Annotated in this window: 13 protein-coding genes and 1 riboswitch; of the genes, 1 reads left to right on the top strand and 12 read right to left on the bottom strand. The window is 48.5% G+C overall.

Annotated features, from left to right (window positions below; all coding sequences use genetic code 11):
• Window positions 1-7: 7 nt before the first annotated feature.
• Window positions 8-154: riboswitch (cyclic di-AMP (ydaO/yuaA leader) on the bottom strand.
• 134 nt (window positions 155-288) lie between these two features.
• The 7 genes from G4O42_RS02270 to lrpC all read right to left on the bottom strand — a co-directional run bounded on the left by G4O42_RS02270 (window position 289) and on the right by lrpC (window position 10204).
• Window positions 289-2394 carry a cellulose biosynthesis cyclic di-GMP-binding regulatory protein BcsB gene (locus G4O42_RS02270; protein WP_032872945.1) on the bottom strand — a complete coding sequence of 702 codons (2106 nt, stop codon included), beginning with the start codon at window positions 2392-2394 and terminating at the stop codon, window positions 289-291.
• A gap of 5 nt (window positions 2395-2399) precedes the next feature.
• Window positions 2400-3662, bottom strand: coding sequence for a glycosyltransferase family 2 protein (locus tag G4O42_RS02265; RefSeq protein ID WP_032872943.1), 1263 nt, complete (start codon window positions 3660-3662; stop codon window positions 2400-2402).
• Window positions 3655-5382, bottom strand: coding sequence for a DUF2334 domain-containing protein (locus G4O42_RS02260; RefSeq protein ID WP_032872941.1), 1728 nt, complete (start codon window positions 5380-5382; stop codon window positions 3655-3657). Before G4O42_RS02260 ends, G4O42_RS02265 begins: the two co-directional genes overlap by 8 nt.
• Window positions 5372-6220 carry a diguanylate cyclase domain-containing protein gene (locus G4O42_RS02255; protein WP_032872939.1) on the bottom strand — a complete coding sequence of 283 codons (849 nt, stop codon included), beginning with the start codon at window positions 6218-6220 and terminating at the stop codon, window positions 5372-5374. The genes G4O42_RS02260 and G4O42_RS02255 overlap by 11 nt, the downstream gene beginning before the upstream one ends.
• A complete protein-coding gene (locus tag G4O42_RS02250; RefSeq protein ID WP_032872937.1) occupies window positions 6201-7286 on the bottom strand; it encodes a hypothetical protein in 1086 nt (361 codons plus the stop codon). Before G4O42_RS02250 ends, G4O42_RS02255 begins: the two co-directional genes overlap by 20 nt.
• Window positions 7287-7519: 233 nt before the next feature.
• Window positions 7520-9706 carry a DNA topoisomerase III gene (locus G4O42_RS02245; protein WP_029326219.1) on the bottom strand — a complete coding sequence of 729 codons (2187 nt, stop codon included), beginning with the start codon at window positions 9704-9706 and terminating at the stop codon, window positions 7520-7522.
• A 63-nt stretch (window positions 9707-9769) separates the two neighbouring features.
• Window positions 9770-10204, bottom strand: a complete 435-nt coding sequence (lrpC, locus tag G4O42_RS02240) for a transcriptional regulator LrpC (protein WP_003156263.1) — start codon at window positions 10202-10204, stop codon at window positions 9770-9772.
• A gap of 175 nt (window positions 10205-10379) precedes the next feature.
• Between lrpC and G4O42_RS02235 the strand changes: the two genes are divergently transcribed.
• A complete protein-coding gene (locus tag G4O42_RS02235) occupies window positions 10380-10670 on the top strand; it encodes a DUF3817 domain-containing protein (protein WP_003156265.1) in 291 nt (96 codons plus the stop codon).
• 37 nt (window positions 10671-10707) lie between these two features.
• Here G4O42_RS02235 and G4O42_RS02230 read toward each other — a convergent pair whose 3' ends face one another.
• The 5 genes from G4O42_RS02230 to G4O42_RS02210 form a co-directional block, all read right to left on the bottom strand.
• Window positions 10708-11517, bottom strand: a complete 810-nt coding sequence (locus G4O42_RS02230; RefSeq protein ID WP_032872935.1) for a lipid II flippase Amj — start codon at window positions 11515-11517, stop codon at window positions 10708-10710.
• 498 nt (window positions 11518-12015) lie between these two features.
• Window positions 12016-12438, bottom strand: coding sequence for a pyridoxamine 5'-phosphate oxidase family protein (locus G4O42_RS02225; protein ID WP_003156270.1), 423 nt, complete (start codon window positions 12436-12438; stop codon window positions 12016-12018).
• A 6-nt stretch (window positions 12439-12444) separates the two neighbouring features.
• Window positions 12445-13068, bottom strand: a complete 624-nt coding sequence (locus tag G4O42_RS02220; RefSeq protein ID WP_032872933.1) for a GNAT family N-acetyltransferase — start codon at window positions 13066-13068, stop codon at window positions 12445-12447.
• Window positions 13069-13155: 87 nt separating this feature from the next.
• Window positions 13156-13659, bottom strand: a complete 504-nt coding sequence (locus G4O42_RS02215; protein ID WP_032872931.1) for a D-lyxose/D-mannose family sugar isomerase — start codon at window positions 13657-13659, stop codon at window positions 13156-13158.
• A 12-nt stretch (window positions 13660-13671) separates the two neighbouring features.
• Window positions 13672-14532, bottom strand: a complete 861-nt coding sequence (locus G4O42_RS02210; RefSeq protein WP_023356711.1) for an SDR family oxidoreductase — start codon at window positions 14530-14532, stop codon at window positions 13672-13674.
• Window positions 14533-14646: the final 114 nt, after the last annotated feature.

Here is a 14646-nt window from a genome sequence, read left to right as displayed (position 1 = left end):
TTCATTCATCTCCTCTCATGAACGCTTACGAGGTTAGCTGTCGGATTCGGGCTTATGAGAGTTGGCCCTACCTGAAAAAGGATTCACCCCAAGCGGCATGACGCGCCGCAAATTGGTTCCCCCGCTCTGATTACAGATTAAGCGATATAGATTATAAAAGAGATCATACTCCCGTCCCGTTCAGTTGTAAAGGGGCTTTTATGCTGTTTCAAAAATAAAAAAATCACCGCCAAAAATGGAAATAAAAATACAAAAAAAGAGGCCTGTTAACGGCCTCTTTTTCCTTCATTACTCTTCGCTTTTTTCATGATCCGTTTTTCTTTTTTTCCTTCTTGCCGTCAGCCAGATCAGACCGGCCGCAATGATCATAAGCGCCGCGAAAACAGCGATATACGTGACGTTCAGTGTTGCGGAACGGCTTTTCGTATCAGCCGATGGACTGCTGTTATCTGACTTGATTTGCTGATGGTTCGAAAACAGCTGCTTGCCTGTCGTTTCGTTGACGACGGTTGCCGCATCGCTTGTGCTGTCTAAAAAGCTGATCAGCTCTTTTGTGACAGCCGCGCCGCTTCCTGATAACGGAGCAAAAACAGCAATACTGCTGTCTGAGTCCCAAGGTGATTTCTGGGTAAACGCGACTTGTTTCGTTGTCTCATTCAGCATCTGAAACGAAGAAACATCGTAAGCTCCGCTGCGGTCTGACGGCACGAGAAGCTTAGAGGCGTTTGATTTCAAAAGCGGAATTTGCGGCAGGCCTCCGATAAACACAACATTCCGGCCTTTGGCATCCGCTTCCTTCATGTCTGATGCCGTCTTTACGGTAAAGCCGTTTCCGAATGAATCCGCCACCAGAGAAAGTTCTTTCAGTGTCTGCATGTTTACGTCATTCGGGATGACGATCACTGTTTTCTCTTTCCCGCCGCCCGCAAACGGGAGCGGCCATTGCCCGAAGTCCGCTTTCTGCGCCGCATCGCTTACCGGATACGTCAGCGTGCTGCTTTTATCAATATAGACCCATTTGTTTTCGTCACGGTCGATACACGGATTGTTATGTTTCAAACCTGATGTGACAAATTGCAGATCAATGTACCTGCTGCTTCGCAAAAGCTTCGGATCAATCGGGATTGAGACGTGGTAAAAGCCGTCTTTATCTTGATTGCCGAGATCATCAAGACGCACCGCATTCGGCTGTCCGTTGACCATGACGTTCAGTTCCGCTCTCTCAGCATCATCATCTGAATCCGCCTTCGTCCGGACCGATTCCGACGTCTTTAATGTGAGCGAAAACTTGACCTTCCCGTCTTTATCAACAGCGGCCGCCGCAGGGTAAAAGAAGTGCTCTGACGCCGTTTTGTTTGATCCGACCGTTACATTTCCCGCGCCGAAGTCCTCTAGTGTCAGTTTATTGCCTGTCTTTTCCGCAGCGGGCTGAAGGCGGCCGATTGTCAAAGTATCTCCGCCCAGCTGGCTTGAATAAGCGCTGTCTGTGATGACGCGGATTTTATCCGCCAGCGTTTTGTCTGATTGCGCCGTGACAAACAGGACGGGCTGCCGTTTGTCCCCTGATGTCAGAACCCGTTCAGCGAGAAGAAGTTTGTTGTCTTCCGCTTTGATGTTCCCCCGTTCGAAAAGCTCTTTTATTTTCCCGTTCCAATGCTGATCAGCGCCGATGACAATTGACGGATTGCTGATTTTGCCGGCGTCGGATTCTTTTACATAGGATACCTTCAGCCTGCTGTCTGCCGTTTTCAGATATGCTTCTGTTTTGACTGCGGCTTCAGCTTCCGCCGAGGTCGGTTTGTCAGGAAGGATAATATCGGTTTCTTCACCCGTATTGCCTGATTGGGCAAACGGATACGGGAAATGGCCGAGATCCGCTCCCTTTGACTTGCTTGCTTCTGAAAGCACAAGGCGGCTGTCCGGATAAATTTTTATCCAGTTGCCTGACGTATCCTGCCTGACGCAGACGCCCTCTTTTAATACGCCGTAAAATCGTAATGATACATTGTGATAGCCTTGGGCGGATTGGCTTTTGCTGAGATTGAGCTTCACCGTTTTCCGCTTGGAACTGCCGTCAAGCTTTATGGATTTGACGGGTTCATCATCAATGGCGATGGTTAAAGAAGACGGGGCAATTAATAAGTTTGACGCCTCGTAATCAATCAGAAGCGACTGATCGGCATTCGAAGCTCCCGCAGGAATCTGATAGGTCAGCTCTGCGCTGTCTTTCGCCCCGTACAGTGTCATCAGATCGCCGGTCAGCGCCTGCTGCTCTTTTGCGCCGGCGCTTGTTCCGAGGGCGGAACCGTCCGTTTTCAGTTCCCGGGCCGCGGCCGCCTGCCCGTTATACATCAATAGCAAAAGGCCAGTTATCAATATGATCGCTTTTTTCAAAAAGGTCACCCGCTTTTATTTTGATTGTATCGCTCCGTTTTGTACCACTTGACTTCCTGCTTGAACAAGCGGTGCTTAATCTCTGTGAATAATGACCAGATGACGAGCACGATCCAAGCCTGGGAGTATGTAAAGTACATCAGAAATACGATAAAGAAGTTTTGTTTGTTCATTTCTGTTTTTTCAATGCTTAAAGTAATCATGACCTCAGTCATAAACAGGAAAAAGGCCAGTATCCACAAAATCATCGCCAAAAACCCGACTGCCAGATGCAGGTCGTAAAAAAGATTGATGATAAAAATCGTGTTTGACATGATCACACCGAAGAAAAACAAAAAATACGTAAAAAAGAAATAAAACAGATCGAAGATGATCCGCTTGCGTTTCAGCTTGAAAAATTGGGATAAAAACTTGAGAACAACGTATTGGTTGCCGCGCGCCCATCTTGTCCGCTGACGCCACCAGACCTTCCATGTCTCAGGCTCCTGCTCCCATGTCACAGCCGCCGGGAAAAAGCGGATATGGTAGCCGAGATTATACACGCGGATGGTCAGCTCGGTATCCTCCGCCAGCGCCTTATCATCCCAGCCGCCGAGCTGTTCGATAATGCTCCGCCTGATCGCGAAGTTCGTTCCCGGGATGGTGGCGATTTTGAACCATTTCCATCTGCCGCCCTGCGCCATCCACTGAAAGCAGATGGTTTCTATATTGATAAACTTCGTCAGGATCGTTTTGGCCGCATTGATGACACGGAATTTCCCGACAACCGCTCCCGCTTTCTCATCATTCATCAGACCGAGAACCAGGTAGTACACCGCCATTTTTTCCGGCGTATTGTCTGCATCATACACGCAGATCACGTCTCCGTTCGATTCCGCGAACCCTGAGTTCAGCGCCGAAGATTTTCCTTTTCCGGCGTTCGGGGGCTTTGTGATGACCATTTTAATGAAGTCATACTGACGGGAAAATTCATTGACGATGTCTCCCGTCCGGTCGGAGGAATTATCGTTAACGACGATGATCTCAAGCCTTTCTTTCGGATAATACAGGTTCACCATCGCCTTCAGCGTCTGCCTGATGACGACCTCCTCATTATGCGCGGGAATGAGCACGCTGACCTTCGGGAGCTCCCCCATCATTGCGCGCCATTTCGGAATGTTCCGTTCGAAGGTCATATAATGCCTGAATCCGCCCTGCATCAGAAACATGTGATAGAGAAGCATCACCCATATTAAACTTAATGAGATAAAAAACAGAATGTTACTCAAGGGTTCTTCTCTCCTTAAAGATTCGTTTTTTTAATGTGGCGCGCAAATATAGAACGTAGCAGGCGAACATGATGATAAACAATAACACCACGCCGGAGAGAATCCAAAGCGCTTTTTCCAGAGGCGTCTGCTGATGGTGATTGAAAAAGGCCGTTATCGGATGAATCTTGTTTTCCACATGAATGGTTCCGTCTCCGTCCGTTTTGATCCTGACGCTGTCCGACGTTACCGTTTGCTTCGTTTTCTTCAGATCGAGCCACTCGCCGCCGGGAATCCGCTCCATCTGATTGACGAGCTCGGGGAGGTATTTCATGCCGAGATACGGATGGTAGAAACCGCCCGCCGTTCCGCCGCCGAAATCAATCATCTGCGAAATATGATTCTCCATATCTCCGAGCGGATTTTCCTTTGAGCTATCGGCATAACCGATTGTTTCTGGGTACAGCGTCATCCCGTGCAGCATAGCCGGCTTTGAGACGAACGGAGGGGCGCCCGAGGTTTTCCACGTCGTGCCGCTGAGCTGCACTTGTCCGAAAATGCTGGAGAAATAAGAAGATGCGATTTTGTAGCCTTCTTCAGACATCGTATAGTGCGGCGCTTCGAATGACAGCGGGTAAAGGCCGAGCTCTGTCAGATCGTCAATCGCCTGCTCCAGCTTCGTTCTTGTGTAGATGTTTTCTTTTTCACGGAAAGGCTTCACATACGCCCGGTACGCTTTTTCATTCGGAAAATCCTGTTCCTTTTCAAGCTTGACCGGAGTATCATCCGCATTTTCTGACGTAATCGGCTGATCCGCTTTGGCATCCCAAAATTCAAAGCCTTCTCCCGTTTCGCTGTATCGGTATGCGTGCGTGTAGCCGTGAATAATGATACTGCCGCCCATTTGCTGAAGTTTTTTCAGGACGCTGACCATTTTCGGCTTGTCCGCCAGGTATACTTTTTCTCCGTTTTCCGGGTTGAGATAGACCGGAATGACCGCCAGAATAAACGGAATGTGTCTTTTATGCAGGTAAGCGCCCGCTTCGTAAAGCAATGTTTCATCTGACATCGGACTGATGTCCTCAAGCCGCAAATAAAGGAGGGTGCCGTCCTCTGATTCTCCGAATGCGTTGCGCAGCGCTTTCGCCGTCAGAAACGAATCATTTAACAGGCTCGTCACACCGAAATAATAGTCAGAGCGCGCCGTTTTCCACATAAAAGGGCGGGTGCTGCCGTCACCGGACCGGTATGTATAAAGGGGCTCCCCTTTTACTCCCGATACGCCGAGCACGGACATCCCTTTTTCAAGCGGCATGTCTGTTTTTTCTTCTTTGCTGTAAATGCAGTATACCGTTTCTTTTTCTGCCAGGGACAAACCCGCAAATTGGCGGAACTGCCCAGCGTTATAGCCGATGCTGATAAGCTGCTGCGGCATACTGCTGATCAGAGACACAAATGATGTGCTGAGCTTTTTTTTCGTGACGCCGTAATAGATGACGCGCCGATTCTTTTTGAGATCGGCTGCTGTGATGTCTCCGTCGCTTTTCACGGTGACGGCGGATGAGAAATGGCCCGCGGTCAGATCAAGCATTTTGACCTCAGCGGTTTCTTTGCCGTCCGTGCTTGTATAAATAATGAGAATGCCGTCCTTTTTGTCTTTTGCTTCCGCCGTGAGGGGAACATAAACCGCCGAAATCATGAAGAGCGCCGAGAGTAAGAGACGTATCCATTTAGAGTTCATTCATCATCATCTCGTTTTCCAGTTCATTTAAAAATTGCTCGGCCGTTTGTAAATCCTTTCGGTACGCCAAGTAACATACACGGAAGGTGATGGAGACGTATTTACCGTTTTGCAGCCGGTACGTATCCAATTCCTTTTTCAGCTTCGCCAGAACGGCCGGCATGTTTTCTTCAGGCGTATGGGTCAGCACGATGCCGAACCGTTCGGCGGACGGCCTGAATTTTTTGTCTGTTTCCCGAACGCTTGACCGGATTTGGCGGCTGATAAACGCCAGCAGCCGATCGGTCTCTTTTTCTCCGTAGAGGGATTTGAATTCTTTGAAATAATGCATGTGCAGCAGCAAAAAGACGAAGGAATTGCCGTAGCGTTCCGCCCGCTTGATTTCCTCAGAAAGCTCCAGCTTCATCCGCAGATGGTTGTCAAAGCCGGTCACCCTGTCGACGGCGACAAAGCTCGTAATCTCTTCACGCAGCTGTTTCACTGAGCGCTCAAGCCCCTTCGCCAACTCGTGAATCCTTCCCGCTATGTAAGAAAAGAGCAGCAGCGCAATCCCCCAAATGACCAGCACCTGCAGACTTTCGGCACCGGCAGACGCCATAAAGCTCCCGGTCTGAAACCACAGGAGCAGGCTGCCGAGAACAAATAAGACGAGTAAGGTGATGACGAGCGCGTAGATTGCCCCGAACCATATGCCGGCTCCCGTGACAAGCAATGTGATGCAGGTTATCAGAAGCCCTGCGGATTGCTGAGACGCATAGTAAATAAAAAAAGACAGCAGCACCAGCATAACTGCTGTGTAGCTGCACAGTTTTTGTGATTCATTGAATGATATTTTCATTAAACAATTTCCTTTCAGCCAGAAGCGGCAGCAGGTTATCGAAAGAATGTGTATCGTCCCCGCTCATATAGCCGCCGTAATCAGGTTTCAGCGTGTCCAGTGTTTCAAATGAAGTCATTCTTTCATAAAGCGGCTTGATGACAGCCGGATCAGCTTTTTGTTCTGCTAAAAAAAGAACGGCCAGGGCGTAAACGGACGGTGATTCGTATTGAACCGCCGGCTCCTTCGTGTCTGCGCTGTATCGTCCGTACAGCTGTCCGCGCGACTTAAATTCCTTTATAATCCATTTCGACAGCACAGCGGCTTTGCCATCGCCCCGCTTCAGATTCACGGCGGCGTACAGCTGGTCGATGATATTCACTTCGCTGTCATATTTGTATTCCTTAGTTTCGGTATTGAACGATTTCGGCAGAAAACCATTTTTCAGGGGCGCAAGATTGAGAACATCAAGGTTCAGGTTTTCCGTTTTCTCATCGATAATTCCCTTTTCTCTGAGCATCTGTAAGGCGCCGGGGTCGACATAGGACAACGTCACGGTCTTTGACGCGGCATTTGAAGCGGCATCATAATAATCCGTAAAATACCCGTCATTCGTATTGTATTTTTCCAGCGCCTTCCCGATCTGCACCGACGTTTTCCCGTATTCACTGTTTCCCCACAGGGTTCCGGCCTCATTCAGACAGTTCATAATTCTGAAATCATCAATTAAGGCATTGGTGCCGCTCGCTTTATTCCCGTCAATCTTCCACGACACGAGCCCGTTTTTCGTCAGAAACGAATCGGTGAGAAGCTGATATTGCGCTTGAAACTGCCGTTCATCTTTCCTGTTCAGCAAAAATGCCATCCATAGTCCGAGAGACTCAGATAAATATTCCGGCTCACCGGATATGTTCGTCCGGATCATCCCCCGCCCGTTCATCAATTTATGATAAATAAAATGCTCTGCGGGCTGAAGCGGTCCGGACGGTTCGGCCGCCGCCTGTTTTTCAGTGCCGGCCTCCGCGCACCCCGCCGTCAGAACGATCGAAATCAAAAGGATCATCAGACGAAAAACGAATTGCTTCACAGTCCATCCTCCTATTTTATAAACCCTTTTTTAGACCCATATCTTATTTTTTCACAAAGTATTTTTACTATATAGGAAACGATAAAAGAATACTAGCATTTTTTCACATTGGAAAATTTTAAATGGGAGCGCCGCCTGCTCACCTTTCCCCTCTTCGTCTGGATCGTATTCCCATTACAGTTAAAAACACAACAAAAGGCAGCATTTCTTTACAAATGCTGCCTTTCACTGATCTATTTATCCAGGCCGAGTTTTTTCAGCTGTTCTGCCAGCGCGTTGTTCATCGGCTCCTCTTTGTTTTGGCTTTTCATATAAGAGTTGATGTCCCGCTTGGATGCGCGTCCGGATTTATCTTTCGCCTTGCGCTTTTCAAAGACGGACAGTTTCTCCCGGTGGCCGCATACACATGCGAAGGTTTGGCCTTCGCCCTGGCCGCGAAGCTCCATTTTCTTATGACAGTTCGGACAGCGGGCGTTTGTTTTTCTCGCCAGCGTTTTCCGGCTGCCGCATTCCCGATCCTGACACACGAGCATCGTGCCGCGTTTGCCGTTGACTTTAAGCATCATTTTGCCGCAATCAGGGCAGGCGGTGCCTGAAATGTTGTCATGTCTGAAAGTCTGGCTGCTGTTTTTGATTTCCTTCACCGTTTTGCCCGCATATGTTTTCATGTCTTTAATGAACACGGCGGATTTCAGTTTACCCGCTGCGATGGCGGAGAGCTTTTGCTCCCACTCAGCGGTTAAGGCCGGTGATTTTAAATCTTCCGGGACGAGCTGTAAGAGCTGCTTCCCTTTTGACGTGATGAAAATATCTTTTTCTTTTTTCTCGATTAAGAAACTATTGAACAGTTTTTCAATGATATCAGCGCGGGTGGCGACTGTTCCGAGTCCGCCGGTTTCACCCAATGTTTTCACAAGGTTCTTCTCTTCTCCCTGCATAAAGGCGCTTGGGTTCTCCATTGCGGATAACAGCGTGCCTTCATTAAAGCGCGCCGGCGGTTTCGTCTGTCCGCTCGTTTCTTTCAATGATGAGACAGTGAGGCGCTGACCCTGCTGAAGATCCGGGAGCGTCTGGTCTTTGTCTTCCTCATGATCGTCGTCATCTTCGTACATATCATACACGGCTTTCCAGCCAGGCGATTGAACCGTTTTCCCTTTTGCGGTAAATGTTTCGCCGCCGATATCGGCTGTGACCTTTGTTTCTTCGTATTCGAACGCCGGCATTAACACGGCGAGAAAACGTTTGGCGATCAGATCGTAAAGCTTTCGTTCTTTGTCGCTGAGGCTTGAAAGGATCAGCGGCTCCTCTGTCGGAATAATGGCATGGTGATCCGATACTTTCGCATCATTGACGAATCCTTTATGCGCTTTGACGCCCCGCTTCAGTATTTGATTGACGTATTGCGCGTACGGCTTAACTTCCATGCCGTTTAAACGGTCTTTTAAAGTCGGCACGATGTCTGCGGAAAGGAATCTGGAATCTGTCCGCGGGTAAGTGACAAGCTTATGCTGTTCATACAGCTTTTGAAGCACGGACAGCGTCTCTTTTGCGGAGAAACCGAAGCGCTTATGAGCGTCCCGCTGCAATTCCGTCAAGTCGTAAAGACCGGGTGCGAAGCTTTTCTTCGCCGTTTTTTTCAATTCTGAAATGACTGCCGGCTTTCCTTGCAGGTCTTTTGCCAAACGGCCGGTCACCGTCTGATCGAATGTTCTAGTCTGCTTTGTTTTTTTATCCTGCCATGTCAGCGTCATCTGATCAGCCGCCGCGCGGAGACCGTAATAAGGGACGGGTTTGAACGCCTGAATGTCCGCTTCACGCTTGGCGATCATCGCCAGTGTCGGAGTCTGGACGCGTCCGCATGACAGCTGCGCGTTAAATTTTGTCGTCAGCGCGCGGGTCGCGTTGATGCCGACGATCCAATCCGCTTCCGCTCTGGCAACGGCGGAATGATACAGATTTTCGTACTCTTTGCCGTTGCGGAGCTTTTGAAATCCTTCTTTAATCGCCTTATCCGTCACAGAGGAAATCCACAGCCGCTTGATCGGTTTGCGGACGTTTGCCTTTTCGATGATCCAGCGGGCCACAAGTTCCCCTTCCCGTCCTGCGTCTGTAGCGATTACGATCTGGCTGACGTCTTTTCGGACAAGCTGAGCTTTGACCGCATTGAACTGTTTTCCTGTTTTTTTAATGACGACGAGCTTCAAAGGCTCCGGAATTATCGGCAGATCCTCAAGCCGCCATGATTGAAATTCTTTGCCGTATCCTTCAGGGTCAGCGAGCGTTACCAGATGTCCGAGCGCCCATGTGACGATGTAGCGGTCGCCTTCAAGATATCCGTTTCCTTTTTTATGACACTTCAGCACGCGGGCCAAGTCCCGGCCGACTGAAGGTTTTTCAGCTAATACAACTGTTTTTGACATGCTTTTCACTTCTCTTTCTTTCACAATCATCCTGTTATTATAACAGACTTCCTCACGCTCTCTCTAATCGAGGACGTTTTTTGTGTCAATTTCTGAGAAAATGACGTGGGTCACGGTTTGGGCATACGGAGAGGTGCGGTTGATGAAGTGTTCGATCGTTTCCAGGCTGTCCGCGTTAATCTTCAGCATATAACACGCCGCGCCGGCGACCCGAAAGCAAAATTCAATGTTGGGAATGGATTGAATGTAGGTTTTGAATTGATCGTATTTTCCGTTTTTCACTGTCGCTTCAACAATGCAGGAGACGGGAAGCCCGATCTTTTTTTGATCAATGTCCAATGTATAGCGCTTAATAACGCCGAAAGATTCAAGCTGTCTGACACGCTCTGTGACGGACGGGGCTGACAATTTGATTTTTCTGCCAAGCTCCCGCATGGACAGGCGGCTGTCCCGCTGCAGCTCTTTAATGATGCTCAGATCAACATTATCTAGTTTCATGACTGTAGTCCTTCCTTACCCTTTTGGCTATATTATCAAGAGAAATCCGAAAAATGACAAGAACAACAGGCTGAATTAATAAAGGTTTTTTAGGAACTGACGCGAAATGGTCATATTAGGACTGCCCTTTGCTTATAGTATAGAGGAAAAAAGATGTCCGACAGGAGGGAGCTGTATGTTACACACGCCGATCGGCAGACTTCGCACGATGGGGTTTATTGAAGGAATGTCGCTTTTGGTGCTGCTGTTTATCGCGATGCCGCTGAAGTATTGGGCTCATCATCCGCTCGCCGTCACCATTGCCGGTTCCATTCACGGCGGTTTGTTTATCATTTATCTGGCGGTGCTGGCGTATGCGGCGTTTACTGTCAAATGGCATGTGAAATGGTCAGCCGCCGGTTTTATCGCGGCCTTTATTCCGTTCGGTAATTTTATTTATGATCGCGGCCTGAGAAATTATCAATAAAAAAGCTCCTCTGCAGAAGAGGAGCTTTTTTCATGCGTTACATCCATTTCGTCACCCAGGCGATATAATAAGCGCCGGGGATGAACACGAGCTGGGCGAGAAGCGTGCCCGCCACCCTTGATGTCACCATCGTCAATGATGTCCATTTTAAGGAGACGTAGCTGCGCTTGCCCTTCGCCACATCGTCTGCCAGTACGGATACTTTCGGATCAACAAACACAGCCAACAGCATGGTCGCAACTCCGTTGATTAAGCCTGATGCCATCACGGCGGTCGTGCTGTGCTCAGGCGCCAGAAGGCCGGCGTACAGAGCGGACAGAACACCGATCGTGTAAATAGACGTAATGACCATATTAATGACAAACAAGCGTTTCGGGATCATTCGGAATTGAAGCCCCTTTAAATAGGAGACTGACGGCAGTCTGATATAAGAACGCGCATGCTTCAGCCCGTTCAGTGAAAATCCTTTTTTAAATACCTGCATGACGGAGCCTCCTCCGTCCGCCAAGTGTATAATCGCCCTGGTGAATAACGCGACGAATGTCGGCAAAAGACAGATGCCGAGTATCGTTCCGACCGTGGAGCCGAATATTAAAAATCGAAACTGAGCGCCCACAACAGACAGGGCGTTTGATCCGGCGGCATCAATCAGATGTCCGGTAAACGGCTGCTGAACCATGTTTGACATACGCGACACGATGACCATGACATTAAATAATGACAGCGCTGACGCGATAAATCCGACTCTCGCGCCGGAAAGCCGTGTTGCATAGGCAAGCGTTTCAACCGAATGTATCAGCAGCAGAAAACAGAAGATAAACAGTACTTGTGAAGTAATAACGTGCAATGTATGATTCCTCCAAATCTTTTCTACTGATTAGACTCTGCAGACTGCGGCGAGGTTTCGGCCGGTTACATAAAAAAACCGCCCGGATGTCCGGCGCGGTTTTTGTCTTATTCTTTTCTTACGCAAATAAATAATATATGGTTGCCCGCCTTAGCCCGCGGGTGATTCGTATAAACAGTTCCGACAGAATCATTCTTCGAAAGTAAACACCATGGAAGTTCTTGAACACAAGACAACGAAAGCCCTACCTCTCAATCGTCACTGCGGCTCCGAAGCCGCGCCGGTGTGAATTGTAAAACAAAAAGTCTTTTTTCCATCTCTTCGTTAGGGGCGAATGTCAGAAGGAAAAGAATAAGCTCAGCTTTTTTTCAAGCTGTCCGTTGAAGCCTGAAGCTTCTATATCAAAACAGAAAAAAGAAGTTTACTTTCTTTTTTATTTGCATGTTGTCACTTAGCAATTAAGTATAACAGATTGCCCCTGAATAATCAAATGATTTATTAAAGTTCCAGCTCGGCCGGCGTTTTTTCACCCGCGTTCATGAGCTTGATCTGCTTCGGTTCAATTTCCAGAATCACAAGGTTCGGATCGTCTTTTCCGTCAAACCAGCGTTCCAGTTTCGGATCCCACAGCTTTTCTTTTAAATCGGCTGAGTTGTTCAGTTTGGCGGTTCCGGCCACTTCCACATAAGCGTCACCGAATCCTTCACAGTCATACCCTAACAGAATATGAACATTCGGATTGTTTTCAATTTCTTCCGCTTTATGAGTGTCTTTGCTCGTCGGCGTGTAAATCGTTAAGCCGTCATGGAAAAATGTCATGTAGCGTGAATGCGGTTTGCCTTGCTCTACCGTCGCAAGCGAACCGACTTTATGATGATCCAGTACTTCAAGCACTTTTTCTTTGATTTCATTTTGATTCATGAAGAATCACTCCTTTTTAACGTCTCCGCTGTTACTTTTCCACATTGGGGAGACATTTAAACCAAGAAATGTGCTCTTCTGCCGATCTTCGCTCCATTCCCGCTTCAGCATGCTGTAGTTCACCGTGTCATGATAGGCGCCCTGTACGAAAATGCCTTCTCTCGTCAGTCCTTCTTTCTGAAATCCGAGCCGTTCCGCCACCGCCCTGCTTTTCGTGTTTTTTTCAGCCGCGCTGATCATGATGCGGTTCAGGCCGAGATCCTGAAATGCATGGGTGATGACCGCCCGGCAGCTTGCGGTGATAATGCCGAATCCTTCATGCTCTCGATCCAGCCAGTAGCCGATCTCTGCTTTTTGATTGACTGGATCGGCATTATGGATGCTGATCATGCCGCAAAACCGGCCCTTCACAAAAATTCCGGCGTCAAACCCATTCTCTTCCGCGTATTTATAGCGCCATTCGGGGATGATCACATCTCGGTACGTATCGATATCAGCCAGTTCTTCCGCCCAGCTGAGCCATTCGCTGAGATGGTTTTGATTTCGCTTCATAACAGAATACAATTCGTCCGTATCTTCTTTAGCAAGCAATCTGATCTTCAGATGTTCCCAGATTTGACAGGAAAACACGACCGCACCTTCTTTCCTTTATTAGCCATTATACAGGTAAATTCACTTTTTTCCATACAAAAAAAGATGAGGCGTGCAGCCTCATCCTTAAATGCGCGGGTCGGTGAAAACATCGTGATCATCCGTGCTTGTCGATGACATTTCCGTGACGACCGCCCCTTCTTCTCCCGCTTGAAACCAATGCTTCGTATCCGGCGGAATGGTGTATTGTCCGCCCGGCTCAAGCACAATCTCATGCCAGACGGTGTAGTATTCCTTGTCTTCTTTCGGCGGGAGGACGCTTGGGTTCTCTGTCTTTTCGCCTTCCACGTAGAGATACACCTTCCCCCAGCGGCAGCGGAATGTCTCTTGTTTTCCCTTCTCGCTGCCGACCGGCGGATGGCGGTGTTCCGGACACGTCTGGCGCGGGAAGAGCACCAATTCTTTCGAACAGTAGCGGTCGGTATTCACGTAAATAAACAGCTGAAGCCCGGTTTCCTTAAGCTTGCCTAAGCCGTAATCCATGATTTGAATGTCTTCGACTTCATCATCAGTCAGAACGATTCCCGCTTTTTGATAGTATGCATTCACGTCATGCTTCGATATCGTCATGCTTCAGCCCCCTTATGTGGTCACAAATTTGCCGCCGTTGACATGCAGCGTCTGTCCGGTCATATAAGATGATTCGTCTGAGGCCAAGAGCACATAGCAGCCGACATGTTCAACAGGCTGGCCTGCCCGGCCCATCGGCGTAGTCTGACCGAAGGAAGCGACTGTTTCTTCTGAGAATGTCGCCGGAATAAGCGGTGTCCAGATCGGTCCCGGCGCCACGGCGTTGACACGGATACCGTCGTTGACGAGCGCTTGCGCCATGGATCTCGTAAAACCGTTAATCGCGCCTTTCGTAGCCGTGTAGTCAATCAGCTGCGGATTGCCTGTGTAAGGATTAATGGATGTCGTATTAATGATCGCGCTGCCCGGCTTCATGTAATCAATCGCTTTTTTAGTCAAATAAAATTGTGAGTAAAAGTTTGTTTTAAAGGTTCTGTGAAGCTGCTCGCTTGTGATGTCTTTAATGCTTTCTTTCGGATGCTGTTCCGCGGCGTTATTCACGAGAATATCAAGACGCCCGAATTCTTCAACCGTTTTTTCAACGGCTTCATTGCAAAAGTCTTCCTCACCGACATCGCCGGGGATTAACAGACATTTTACGCCTTCTTCTTCCACTCGTTTTTTTGTATCTTCCGCATCACCGTGTTCATCAAAATAGACGATCGCGACATTTGCGCCTTCCTTCGCGTAAGCAACCGCTACGGCGCGTCCGATACCGCTGTCGCCCCCTGTGATAAGTGCGGTTTTTCCTTTTAATTTGTCAGCGCCTTTATATTCTTTGTATTCGTAAACAGGCGCCGGATTCATTTCGTTCTCAATGCCCGGCTGGCGGTTTTGTGATTCCGCCGGGAATTCCTTCGGATAGTTTTCCATGTCAAGTTCCTCCTTCTTGTTCGATCTCATATTTCTTGTCTACCTCGGCAGTCTTCCGGATAAACATGATTGAGACAGTTCAAAATGTTTTCGGAGTAAAATGTTTCACATGGA

This window comes from Bacillus sp. LUNF1 (assembly GCF_011008975.1).
Taxonomy (GTDB): domain Bacteria; phylum Bacillota; class Bacilli; order Bacillales; family Bacillaceae; genus Bacillus; species Bacillus velezensis.
This window is presented reverse-complemented; position numbering and strand designations above follow the sequence as displayed.

What these genes read in the sequence shown, in the direction of transcription:
- G4O42_RS02210 (WP_023356711.1), bottom strand. Translation starts at nt 14,532, where the DNA reads ATGGAAAACTATCCGAAGGAATTCCCGGCGGAATCACAAAACCGCCAG.
- G4O42_RS02225 (WP_003156270.1), bottom strand. Translation starts at nt 12,438, where the DNA reads ATGAATCAAAATGAAATCAAAGAAAAAGTGCTTGAAGTACTGGATCAT.
- lrpC (WP_003156263.1), bottom strand. Translation starts at nt 10,204, where the DNA reads ATGAAACTAGATAATGTTGATCTGAGCATCATTAAAGAGCTGCAGCGG.
- G4O42_RS02255 (WP_032872939.1), bottom strand. Translation starts at nt 6,220, where the DNA reads ATGAAAATATCATTCAATGAATCACAAAAACTGTGCAGCTACACAGCA.
- G4O42_RS02245 (WP_029326219.1), bottom strand. Translation starts at nt 9,706, where the DNA reads ATGTCAAAAACAGTTGTATTAGCTGAAAAACCTTCAGTCGGCCGGGAC.
- G4O42_RS02235 (WP_003156265.1), top strand. Translation starts at nt 10,380, where the DNA reads ATGTTACACACGCCGATCGGCAGACTTCGCACGATGGGGTTTATTGAA.
- G4O42_RS02260 (WP_032872941.1), bottom strand. Translation starts at nt 5,382, where the DNA reads ATGAACTCTAAATGGATACGTCTCTTACTCTCGGCGCTCTTCATGATT.
- G4O42_RS02215 (WP_032872931.1), bottom strand. Translation starts at nt 13,659, where the DNA reads ATGACGATATCGAAGCATGACGTGAATGCATACTATCAAAAAGCGGGA.